The sequence below is a fragment of the Rhodococcus sp. X156 genome (assembly GCF_004006015.1).
GTDB lineage: Bacteria > Actinomycetota > Actinomycetes > Mycobacteriales > Mycobacteriaceae > X156.
In genome coordinates, this window is the sequence record NZ_CP034766.1 from 3,664,778 (window position 1) to 3,675,698 (window position 10,921).

Consider the following 10,921-nt stretch of genomic DNA (forward strand, 5'->3'; position numbering starts at 1 on the left):
GACCTCGCCGCTGACCATCGGGTGCCTGCTGGGCAGCGCGGTGATGGCCGCGGTGTGGGTGGCCGTGGAGCGGCGGGTCGACGACCCGCTGGTGGACATCGGCATGTTCGTGCACCGGCCGGTGCTGGCCACCAACATCGCCGGCATGCTGCTGGGGTTCGCCATGTTCGGCCAGTTCCTGGGCACCTCGAGCTTCGTGCAGGTCCCGGAGGGCCTCGCCGGGTACGGCTTCAGCGCCTCGGTGCTGCGCGCGTCGGTGGCCTACCTGCTGCCGGGTGCGCTGCTGGGGTGGTCGCCGCCCCGATCGGCGGACGGCTGGTGCACCGCTTCGGCGGCCGGGTGGTGCTCGCGGTGGGCACCGGCATCGGCACGGTCAGCTTCGCGTGGTTCGCCGCCTCGCACGAGCACCCCTGGGAGATCATCGTCGCGGGCATGCTGACCTCGGTGGCCGTGGCGCTGGCGTTCGCGGCGATGCCCGCGCTCATCGTGGCAGCCGTGCCGCAGACCCACACCGGCATCGCCAACGGCCTCAACTCCATCTCCCGCTCGGTGGGCAGCGCGATCGCCGGGGCTGCGGTGGCCACCATCCTCGCCGCCCGGCACGTGGCGGGCACCCCGGCCGGGGTGCCGGCCATCCCCGCGGAGAGCGGCTTCACCCTGGCGTTCGCGATCTCCGGGGTGTGCTGCGCGGTGGCCTGCGTGGTGGTGCTGGTGGGTCTGCCCCGCCCCACGGCCGCCGGCCCGCCGCCGGTGTACGCCCGCGCCGCGGCGGGAGCAGGACGCACCCCCCGATGAGCACCCACACCAGCACGCCGCCGCGACGACGCGACGCAGCGGCCACCCGCGAGGAGCTGCTCACCGCCGCCCGGGCCCGGTTCGCCGAGCAGGGCTACGGCGGCACCACGCTGCGGCAGGTCGCCGGCGACGTCGGGGTGAACCCGGCACTGGTGATCCGCTACTTCGACAGCAAGGAGCGGCTCTTCGTCGAGGCGCTGGGTCCGCGACCGCACTTCGGCGACGTCACCGACGTGCCGCTGGACCGGCTCGGCCCGGAGCTGGTCCGGCGCGCCATCGTGGAGCTGCGGTCCGGGCAGAGTGGCGAGAGCCTGCTGGCGCTGCTGCACTCCCAGTCCACCGAGCTGGGGATGTCGCGGTTGCGGACGGTGATCGTGGAGGACTTCGCCGACGTGCTCGGTGCCCGCCTGCCCGGGGCTCAGGCCAGGGCCCGCGCGGTGCTGGTGGGCGCGCAGCTGCTGGGCCTGAGCCTGGTCACCGAGGTGTTCCGGCGGCCCGGGGACGCGCTGATGCCCATCGAGGAGGTGGTGGCGATGTACGGCCCCGCCGTCCAGGCCCTCATCGACCACACCGGACCGACCGGCTAGGTGGTGTAGTCGGCGTTGATGTCGATGTAGCCGCGGGTGAGGTCACAGCCGTACACGGTGAAGCTGCCGTCCTCGATGCCCAGGCCCACCTCGATGGTGACGGTGTCCCCGCGCATCACCTCGCTGAGCTCCGCCAGCTGCGCCGCGTCGAGCAGGTGCGGGTACACGTGCTGCCCGCACAGCGACACGGTGACGTTGTCGGAGTCGATGTCCGTGTCGTCCTCGCACTTGCCGACGGCCATCACCACCCGCCCCCAGTTGGGGTCGGCGCCGTGCACCATCGTCTTCACCAGCGGCGAGTTCACGATCGACTTGGCCACCCGCTTGGCCTGGGCGTCGTCGCGGGCACCGGTCACCGTCACCTCGATCAGCTTGGACGAGCCCTCGCCGTCCCGGGCGATCATGGTGACCAGCTCCAGGGCCACGGCGTGCAGCGCGTCCTGCAGCTCGCCGCGGTCCACCGGGCCGGCAGCACCGTTGGCGAACACGGCCGCGGTGTCGCTGGTGGAGGTGTCGGTGTCGATGCTCAGCGCGTTGAAGGTGGTGGCCACCACGGCGCGGAACACCTCGTCCAGCTCGGCAGCACCGATCTCGGCGTCGGTGAAGAAGAAGGTGAGCAGGGTGGCCATGTTCGGCTCGATCATCCCCACGCCCTTGGCCACCCCCAGGACGGTGGCGTCGCCGACGGTGCGGCTGACGATCTTGGGCACCGTGTCGGTGGTCATGATCGCGGTGGCGAAGTCGTCCCAGGTGGACGGCTGCGGTGGTGTGGGCCAGGCGGCGATGTTCCCGCGGATGGCGTCCATCGGGTAGGTCCGGCCGATGACGCCGGTGGAGGCCACCAGCAGCTGCTCGGCGTCGGCCTGCACGGCCTCGGCCACCAGCCGGCGGACCTCCATCGCGTCGGTCACGCCCTGCACCCCGGTGGCCACGTTGGCGTTGCGGGAGACCACCACCACGCCCCGGGCGTCAGCCCCCACGGTCTTGCTCAGCAGCACGCTGGGGCCGGCGAAGCGCGAGCGGGTGTAGACGGCGCTGCACACGGTGTCGGTCTGGGAGACGGCGACAGCGAGGTCGGCGCGGCCGTCGTTGCCCACCCCCACCTCTGCGGTGTGCACGTAGTAACCCTGGGGCCCCGGTGTCGCAGTCATGGTCCCAGTCTTGCAGTCGGGGCAGCCGGCCCGTCAGGCACTTCCGGCCAGCAGCGCCATGCCCACCCGCACCGGGTCGTCGGACATGGGCACGTGGCCGAGCCCAGGCAGCACCACCACCTTGGCCTGCGGGTAGCGGCGACGAGCAGCACGCACCTGGTGGACCGGCAGCAGCAGGTCACGGCGTCCCCACGCGATGGTCACCGGCACCTCCGGGGCGGTCAGGTCCTCGTCCGGGAACCCCTGGTCCAGGATCTGGTCCACCACGCCGTTGCTCATCAGGGCGTGGGCGTCCGCCAGCGCGGCCGCCGGGTCCACCCGCCAGGGCTTGCCGAAGAACGGCGCCAGGCTCACCGAGCGCAGCAGCGGGTTGCGCAGCATCGCCGGCAGCCGCTCCCCGTTCGCCCGGGCCAGGCTCCGGGAGCCGCGGAAGACCACCTTGGTGAGCAGCCGGTCGGCGCGGCTGGTGCCGAAGCCGGCGGGCGACAGCGCCGTCGCCGAGGCGACGCGGCCGCGGGCGGCCAGCTGCAGCGCTACCCAGCCGCCCAGCGAGTTGCCCGCGACGTGCGGCCGCGCCTCGTCCGGGGCCAGCTCGTCGAGCATCCCGTCCACCGCGTCCAGGATCACCCTGTGCACGTCCTTGGTGCCCGGGGGCACCAGCGGGGAGTCGCCGTGGCCGGGCAGGTCGACGGTGACCACGCGACGACGCTGGACCAGCTCGGGCAGCACCGGGTCCCACGCCTGGCGACGGTGGGTCAACCCGTGCACCAGCACCAGGGTGGGGCCGCGACCGTGAACCTCGTAGGCAAGCTGCATGAGCTCATCCTGCCTGGTCCAAACGTGCTGTGCGCCACGGCTCGCGCGGGTCCGGGCAGCGGGGTCGGGGAGCAGCTTGCCTCGGCTGTGACACCTGTGGGACAAAGGAGGCGGGTCCACCCGGCTCACCGGACGAGCACCGCCGTACCCGGACAGCGACAAGACGGCGCGCATGGAGGTCGTGGTGTCCTGGCTCGTTCTCGTCCTGTCGGGCGTGCTGGAAGCGGTGTGGGCGTCGGCGCTGGGGCGCTCGGACGGCTTGACGCGGCCGGTGCCCACGATGGTGTTCGCGGTGGCGCTGGTGGCCAGCATGGGCGGGCTGGCGTACGCGCTGCGGGAGCTGCCGGTGGGCACGGGCTACGCGGTGTGGGTGGGCATCGGTGCGGTCCTCACCGTGGCCTACGCGATGGCGACCGGCACCGAGGCGGCCTCGCCGATGCGGATCCTGCTGCTGCTGGGCATCGTGGGCTGCGTCATCGGGCTGCGCCTCATCAGCTGACCCGGCCTCATCAGCTGAGCCACCCCTCAGAGGTCGCCCATCCTGGTGTGCATCTCCCACACCAGGACCTCGGCACCGCAGCCTCCGGCCACCACCCGCTGACACTCGCTGCCGGTCACCCGGGCCGCGTCGCCGGCCACCAGGTTCGGCGCACCCTCCGTCCCGTCCTCCAGCGCCACCTCGCCGACCGCCACGAACAGGTGCGCGAACACCGCGGCCGGCAGCTCCACCTGGGCGCCAGGGGCGAGCCGCGCCACGTGCAGGGCGGCGTGGCGCTGGTTGATCCGGATGGCCGCAGCACCGCGGTGCTTGGTCATTCCCGACGCCAGCGGCACCAGCCCGCCGCGGGCGAGCTCGTCACCGATCTCCAGCTGTTCGTAGCCCGGAGGCAGGCCGGGCTCGTCCGGTGGCACCCACATCTGCACGAGGTGCACCGGCTCGTGGTGCTCGGCCGCGCCGGTGAGCCGCCAGGAGTCGTTCTTCTCCGAGTGCTGGATCCCGGTTCCCGCGCTCATCCGCTGCGCCAGTCCCGGGTAGATCACCCCGTTGTGGCCCTCGGAGTCCTGGTGCACCAGGGAACCGCTCAGCACCCAGGTGACGATTTCCATGTCCCGGTGCGGATGCGTGTCGAAACCCGCACCCGCAGCGACCGTGTCGTCGTTGTTCACCAGCAGGAGACCGAAGTGGGTGTTGTCCGGGTCGTAGTGCGAGCCGAAGGAGAAGGAGTGCCGGGAGTCCAACCAGTCGATCTTGGTGTGCAGGCGGTCCTGCGCCCGGCGAATGTCGGTAGCCACGCCACGTTCTCCCGTCAGTCGACTCTGCCCTCGCCATTCTCGCTGCCCGTCCTGACTAGTCTCTGCACAGGCATCCGCGCGACCATCCGCGCGACGAGGGGGAGGAACGCGCCATGAACCCGGTTGAGGCGGTGCGGGGGCCGCTGGGGCGGTTGGGGTCGTCAGTGCTCAACGGCCTGGAGGTGCTCCGCCTGGGCGGGCTGGACACCGAGGACGAGTCCGCGCCCTACGAGGTGGTGACCGAGCGTCGCAACTTCCGGCTGCGCCACTACTTCCCCGCCGCCGACGATGCACGCGACCGTCCGGTGGCGCTGCTGGTGCCGCCGATGATGCTCGACGCCGGGGTCTTCGACGTCTCGCACAGCTCCAGCGCCGTCACCGTGCTCGACTCGCTGGGCATCGACACCTGGGTGATCGACTTCGGCGCACCCGACCGCGAGGAGGGTGGCCTGGAGCGCAACCTCACCGACCACGTCCTCGCCATCAACGAGGCGGTCGACCTGGTGTGCGAGGCGGTGGGCCACGACATCTCCCTCGCCGGCTACTCCCAGGGCGGCATGTTCTGCTACCAGGCCGCCGCCTACCGGCGCAGCAAGAACCTGGTCAGCGTGGTGACCTTCGGCAGCGCGGTGGACACCCGGCCGATCATCGACCACTTCGGCCTGCCCGAGGACCTCACCCTGCGCGCTGCCGGATTCCTGGCCGAGCACGTCTTCCCACGCCACCAGGTCCCGGCGTGGCTGTCCAACACCGGCTTCCGGCTGCTCGACCCGGTCAAGTCGGTGCGCTCGCAGGTGGAGTTCGTGCTGCAGCTGCACGACAGGGAGGCGCTGCTGCCCCGGGAGCGCCAGCGCCGCTTCCTCGGGGGTGAGGGCTTCGTCGCCTGGTCGGGTCCAGCCGTGGCCGAGCTGCTCACCCAGTTCGTGGTGCAGAACCGGATGCTGGAGGGCGGCTTCGTCATCGACGAGGAGTCGGTCACCCTGGCCGACATCACCTGCCCCGTCTTCGCGGTGGTCGGCACCGCCGACTCCATTGCACCCGCCGCCGCCTGCCGGGCCATCGGCCACGCCGCGCCCCAGGCCGAGGTTCACGAGATGCCCATCCGGGCCGGGCACTTCGGCCTGGTGGTGGGCTCGGCGTCCAACACCGTGGTGTGGCCGACCGTGGCTGGCTGGCTCCACTGGCTGGCCGGCCAGGGTCCACGTCCGCAGGCGGTGGCCGAGCTGGGTTCGGAGAACCCGCGCTCGCACGGGCCGTCGGTGCTCACCCAGGGCGTGAACCTGGTCGCTGACGTGGGGCTGGGCACCTCCCGGTCGCTGGTCAGCGCCGCCACCCGCAGTGCCCGGCTGGTGGCCGAGCTCGGTGGCGAGGCGTTCTCCCAGCTGCCGCGCCTGGCCCGCCTCGAGCAGATCACCCCGCGCACCCGCATCTCGATGGCCTCGCTGCTGGACGAGCAGGCCGACCGCGCGCCCGAGGACGTCTGCTTCATGTTCGCCGGCCGGGCGCACACCCACGGCAAGGTCAAGGAGCGCATCGACAACGTCGTGCGGGGCCTGCTCAGCACCGGGGTGCGCCAGGGCGAGCACGTCGGTGTGCTCATGGAGACCCGCCCCAGCGCCTTCACCGTGCTGGCCGCCCTCAGCCGGGTGGGTGCCGTGGCCGTGATGCTGCGCCCCGACGGCGACACCGCCAAGGAGGCGAAGCTGGGGGGGATCACCCGGGTGATCGCCGACCCCGAGCTGGCCAGCCACGCGGTGGCGGCCGAGATCGGCCCGGTGTACGTCCTCGGTGGCGGCGGTGACCCGCGCGAGCTGGACGGCGTGATCGACATGGAGCGGATCGACCCCGCGGCGGTGACCGTGCCGTCGTGGTACCGGCCCAACCTGGGGCGCGCCGCCGACCTGGCCTTCATCCTGTTCACCGGCAGCCCGGCCCAGACCCGGGTGCGGCGCATCTCCAACCACCGGTGGGCGCTGTCGGCGTTCGGCACCGCCTCCTCGGCGTCGCTGTCGCCGGTGGACACCCTGTTCTGCCTCACCCCGCTGCACCACCCCTCGGGGCTGATGACCACCCTGGGTGCGGCGCTGGCCAGCGGGTCGCGGATCGCGTTCACCACCGGCTTCGACCCCGCCACCTTCTGGGAGGAGGTCCGCCGCTACGGGGTGACCGTGGTGTCCTACACCTGGACCATGCTGCACGCCCTGGTGGAGGCGCCGGTGCAGCCCGGGGAGGCCTACCACCCGGTGCGGCTGTTCCTCGGCTCCGGCGCCCCGCGGGGGCTCACCCGCCGGCTCACCGAGCGCTTCGCCCCGGCCAAGGTGGTGGAGTTCTACGCCACCACCGAGGGCGAGGCCATCCTGGTCAACCGTCGTGCCACCAAGCCCGGCTCGATGGGCCGCGCCCTGCCCGGCACCGCGCGGCTGCGCGTGGCCGCCTACGACGTGGACCGCAACGCCTTCATCGAGGACGAGCGCGGCTACGCCCGGCAGGCGGGCACCGACGAGATCGGCATGCTGCTGGCGCGGGCGGACAACGCCATGGACGCCATCACCGACAGCCCGCTGCGGGGGGTGTTCGCCAGGGAAGACGCCTGGCACGCCACCGGCGACCTGTTCTGGGTGGACGCCGACGGCGACCACTGGCTGGTGGACAACGTCGCCACCCTGATGCGCACCTCGCACGGCGTGGTGTTCCAGCTGCCCGTGCAGTACGCGCTCAGCGACACCTGGGGGGTGGACCTGTGCGCCACCTACCCGGTGCCCTCCCCGGTGGACGGCGAGGTCTACGCGGTGGCCGCGGTGACGCTGCGCCACGGTCGCGAGCTCACCACCCAGGACGTCACCGCCGCGCTGTCCTCGCTGGCGCCGCACCTGCGACCCGACCTGGTGCACGTGGTGGACTCCGTGCCCACCACCACGGTCTACCGGCTGGACACCACCGAGCTGCGCTCCGCCGGGCTGCCCAAGCCCGGCCCGACCACGTGGTGGCACGACCCCCGAAAGAACGCCTACGTGCCCCTCACCGCGGCTCGGCGCCGCACGCTGTCGGCCAGCAAGCCCGCCTCGGCGCGCCGCGCCGAGGTTCGCGACCCCGCCTGAGCACACCGGAAAAGCTCGGCTGCTCTGGTGGTGCACGCCGGCGCGGCGACTAGGCCACGTCAATGGTCTCCCTTCTCGGGTCCTCGGCGGGGCGGGTGAGGATCTCGCGGGGACGAGAAGTCGTTGACCGGCGTCGGCGGGCGCACCTATGCTCACTGAAATGATTTCTAGTTATTGAGCCCGTGCCCGCGAACCCCAGGAGCGCCTCGTGCTGACCGACTCGTACACCGCCGCCATCGCCGAGGCCGAGAAGCTCATCGAGAGCGCACCGCACGTGCGCAGCGAGCAGGACCTGGTGGAGGGCTACCAGTACCTGGCCGGGTGCATCCTCGGCGCCACCCACTCCGCCTGGGCCACCGACAAGACCCACCCCACCTTCACCGAGGGCACGAGCCTCTACACCAAGCAGGGGCTGGACAACCCGGACACCTTCTACTACGGCACCCGGGTGCACGCCGACACCGAGTACGTGGTCACCGGCGTGCGCGGGACCACGGTGGACCTGGCCTTCCAGGTGATCGCCGGGGGCTACACCGACGACAACGTCCCCGGCAGCGCCGCCGCCTTCGACGACCGCGAGATCGACGTGGCCGCGGACGGCACCTTCGAGGTCCGCTTCGGACCCGAGCCCGCCAATGGGCGGCGCAACTACGTCACCCTGGCCCCGGGCTCGACCACGCTGGTGGTGCGCGAGGTCTACAACGACTGGTCGGAGAAGCGCGGCACCATCCGCATCCAGCGGGCCGACGCCATGGGCACCGCCCCGGCCCCGCTGGACCGCGACACCGCCCAGCGCCGCTACGACCGGGCCGGCCGCGACCTGGTCACCCGGGTGAAGACCTGGCTGCAGTTCCCCGAGTGGTTCTACCTCAAGCTGCCGGTGAACACCCTCACCGAGCCGCGCATCACCCCGGGCGGCCTCACCACCCAGTACTCCTCGGTGGGCCACTACGACCTCGCCGAGGACCAGGCCATCATCATCACCATCCCGGTGCCCAGCGAGGAGGACTCCCCCTACCTGGGCTTCCAGCTGGGCAGCCTCTGGTACGTCTCGCTGGACTACGTCAACCACCAGACCTCGCTCAACCGCTCCCAGGGTCAGGTGGACCCGGACGGCAAGATGCGGCTGGTGGTGAGCGAGCGCAACCCCGGCGTGACCAACTGGCTGGAGACGCTGGGCCACTCGCGCGGCTACCTGCAGTTCCGCTGGCACCGGGTGGGGCGGCCGATGACCGCCGCCGACGGCCCCACCATGGAGATCGTGCCGGTGGCCGAGGTGGCACAGCACCTGCCCTACGCCGAGCGCAACGCCATCACCCCGCAGGCGTGGGCGCAGCGCATCGCCCAGCGCCAGGCCCAGGTGGCCGACCGCATGCCCGGCTGAGCAGCTGCGCACCGGCCCCCCGAAGCCGCGGGGCTCGGAAGGGACACCCGGACTCGGAAGGGACACAGGGGCGCAACGGTCCTGACGCGTCCGGGAATCCATCTCGCCCGGGGTGCCGCGCTGGGGCATGCTGCGGTGGGAGTCCACTGTCGTACTCGAGGAGACCGCACCATGGCGATGCCGAGCATGCTTCATGACCACCGCCCCTGCGCCGTGGTGCGCGGGACTCCGGTGATCACCGAGCGCCGCGTCCGGGCCAACGGCTTTCGCAGCCGCAGCCTGTCCGTGGACGGCGGCGGACCGCCCATGCTGATGCTGCACGGCTTCTCCGACACCGCCGACACCTGGCGACCGGTGATGCGGGAGCTGGCGGCGCGGGGGCAGCAGGCCACCGCGGTGGACATGCCCGGCTACGGCCGCGCCGACCGCACCCGGCCCGGGGCGATGCTCCCGCAGATCGAGGGGTTCGTGGCCGAGCTGCTCGAGCGCAGCGGCCCGGACACCATCCTGGTGGGCAACAGCCTGGGCGCGCTGGCCTCGCTGCGCACCGCCGCCGCGGTCACCAGCGAGCTGGGCGGGGTGGTGGCCATCTCCCCGGCGGGCTTCGGCCACTCCCGGTTGATCCGCTACGCCGAGCACGCGGGCCTGGCCACCAACCTGCTGCGAGTGCCGTTCGTGCCCAACCGCCTGATGGAGGCGATGGTGGGCAAGGCCTTCGCGCGAATGGCCTGCGGCAACCACGCGCTGGCCGACGCCGAGGCGGTGAAGGCCTACGCCGAGCAGTTCCGCCAGCGGGCCGACGTGCGGCGCATCCTCGGGGCGGGCCCGGCCATCATCCGGGAGATCAAGGCCGCCGCAGACACCCTCACCCTGGACTGCCCGGTGCTGGCCATCTGGGGCTCCCGCGACCGGCTCACCCTGGTGGGTGGCAGCGAGGAGCTGATGGACACCCTGCCCGACAGCGAGCTGGTGGTGCTGCCCGGCTTCGGCCACTGCCCGCAGCTGGAGGTTCCCGACGGCGTCGCCGAGCTGCTGCTGAACTTCTCCAGCCGGACGGCGGCCGCACCCGCTCGGTAGCCTCAGCCGCATGCCGAGCACCGCACGCACCCGTCCCACCGCCCTCGTCACCGGCGCCACCCGCGGCATCGGTGCGGCCACCGCCCGCGCGCTGCACACCACTCACGACGTGCTGCTGGGCGGTCGTGACGTGGCCGCCCTGGAGCGCCTGGCCGCGGAGCTCCCCGGTGCACAGCCGTGGCCGGTGGAGATCACCGACGACGACGCCCTGGCCGCCGCCTGCGCCGACGTCGCGACGCTGGACGTGCTGGTGCACTCCGCGGGCATGGGCGGCATCGGCCCGGTGGCCAGCACCTCCGCCGCGCAGTGGCGGGCGATGCTCGACCTCAACGTGGTGGCCGTGGCCGAGCTGACCCGCCTGCTGCTGCCCGCGCTGCGCAGCGCCCGCGGGCACGTGGTGATGATCAACTCCGGCGCCGGGATCAACGCCAACCCCGGGTGGAGCGCCTACGCCGCCAGCAAGTTCGCGCTGCGCGCGCTGGCCGACTCGCTGCGCGCGGAGGAGGCCGACAACGGCGTGCGCGTCACCTCGGTGCACCCGGGCCGGGTGGACACCGACATGCAGCGCGAGCTGCGGCGCACCGAGGGCGGGGAGTACGAACCGAACAAGTACCTCACCCCGGAGTCGGTGGCCTCCGCCGTGCTCACCGCCGTGCTGGCCGGCGAGGACGGGCAGTACACCGAGCTGGTGCTCCGCCCGCTCACCCGCTGACGGCTAGG

10 protein-coding genes and 1 riboswitch are annotated in these 10,921 nt (G+C 72.5%); of the genes, 7 read left to right on the forward strand and 3 right to left on the reverse strand.

The window, feature by feature from the left end; genetic code table 11:
• Positions 1 to 318: 318 nt before the first annotated feature.
• Positions 319 to 795 carry an MFS transporter gene (locus ELX43_RS17285; RefSeq protein ID WP_127784501.1) on the forward strand — a complete coding sequence of 159 codons (477 nt, stop codon included), beginning with the start codon at positions 319 to 321 and terminating at the stop codon, positions 793 to 795.
• Positions 792 to 1,382, forward strand: a complete 591-nt coding sequence (locus tag ELX43_RS17290) for a TetR/AcrR family transcriptional regulator (RefSeq protein ID WP_127784502.1) — start codon at positions 792 to 794, stop codon at positions 1,380 to 1,382. The genes ELX43_RS17285 and ELX43_RS17290 overlap by 4 nt, the downstream gene beginning before the upstream one ends.
• Here ELX43_RS17290 and argJ read toward each other — a convergent pair.
• Together argJ and ELX43_RS17300 are read right to left on the reverse strand one after the other, a co-directional pair.
• Positions 1,379 to 2,533 carry a bifunctional glutamate N-acetyltransferase/amino-acid acetyltransferase ArgJ gene (gene argJ, locus ELX43_RS17295; protein WP_127784503.1) on the reverse strand — a complete coding sequence of 385 codons (1,155 nt, stop codon included), beginning with the start codon at positions 2,531 to 2,533 and terminating at the stop codon, positions 1,379 to 1,381. The two genes, ELX43_RS17290 and argJ, sit on opposite strands and share 4 nt — an antisense overlap.
• Before the next feature lie 33 nt (positions 2,534 to 2,566).
• Positions 2,567 to 3,349: an alpha/beta fold hydrolase gene (locus tag ELX43_RS17300; protein ID WP_127784504.1), complete on the reverse strand. Its 783-nt coding sequence runs from the start codon at positions 3,347 to 3,349 to the stop codon at positions 2,567 to 2,569.
• 107 nt (positions 3,350 to 3,456) lie between these two features.
• Positions 3,457 to 3,522, forward strand: a riboswitch (guanidine-III (ykkC-III) riboswitch).
• An 11-nt stretch (positions 3,523 to 3,533) separates the two neighbouring features.
• Between ELX43_RS17300 and ELX43_RS17305 the strand changes: the two genes are divergently transcribed.
• A complete protein-coding gene (locus ELX43_RS17305; protein ID WP_206518057.1) occupies positions 3,534 to 3,848 on the forward strand; it encodes an SMR family transporter in 315 nt (104 codons plus the stop codon).
• A gap of 26 nt (positions 3,849 to 3,874) precedes the next feature.
• Here the strand turns inward: ELX43_RS17305 and ELX43_RS17310 are convergent, their stop codons facing one another.
• A complete protein-coding gene (locus ELX43_RS17310) occupies positions 3,875 to 4,642 on the reverse strand; it encodes a pirin family protein (protein WP_127784506.1) in 768 nt (255 codons plus the stop codon).
• 113 nt (positions 4,643 to 4,755) lie between these two features.
• On the opposite strand from ELX43_RS17310, the gene ELX43_RS17315 reads away from it, so the two are divergent.
• The 4 genes from ELX43_RS17315 (at position 4,756) to ELX43_RS17330 (ending at position 10,913) form a co-directional block, all read left to right on the forward strand.
• Positions 4,756 to 7,740: an AMP-binding protein gene (locus ELX43_RS17315; RefSeq protein WP_127784507.1), complete on the forward strand. Its 2,985-nt coding sequence runs from the start codon at positions 4,756 to 4,758 to the stop codon at positions 7,738 to 7,740.
• Positions 7,741 to 7,948: 208 nt separating this feature from the next.
• Entirely contained in the window at positions 7,949 to 9,124 is a 1,176-nt protein-coding gene (locus ELX43_RS17320; protein ID WP_127784508.1) for a DUF1214 domain-containing protein, read from the forward strand.
• A gap of 171 nt (positions 9,125 to 9,295) precedes the next feature.
• Positions 9,296 to 10,201: an alpha/beta hydrolase gene (locus tag ELX43_RS17325; RefSeq protein WP_127784509.1), complete on the forward strand. Its 906-nt coding sequence runs from the start codon at positions 9,296 to 9,298 to the stop codon at positions 10,199 to 10,201.
• A 10-nt stretch (positions 10,202 to 10,211) separates the two neighbouring features.
• Positions 10,212 to 10,913 carry an SDR family oxidoreductase gene (locus ELX43_RS17330; RefSeq protein ID WP_127784510.1) on the forward strand — a complete coding sequence of 234 codons (702 nt, stop codon included), beginning with the start codon at positions 10,212 to 10,214 and terminating at the stop codon, positions 10,911 to 10,913.
• Positions 10,914 to 10,921: the final 8 nt, after the last annotated feature.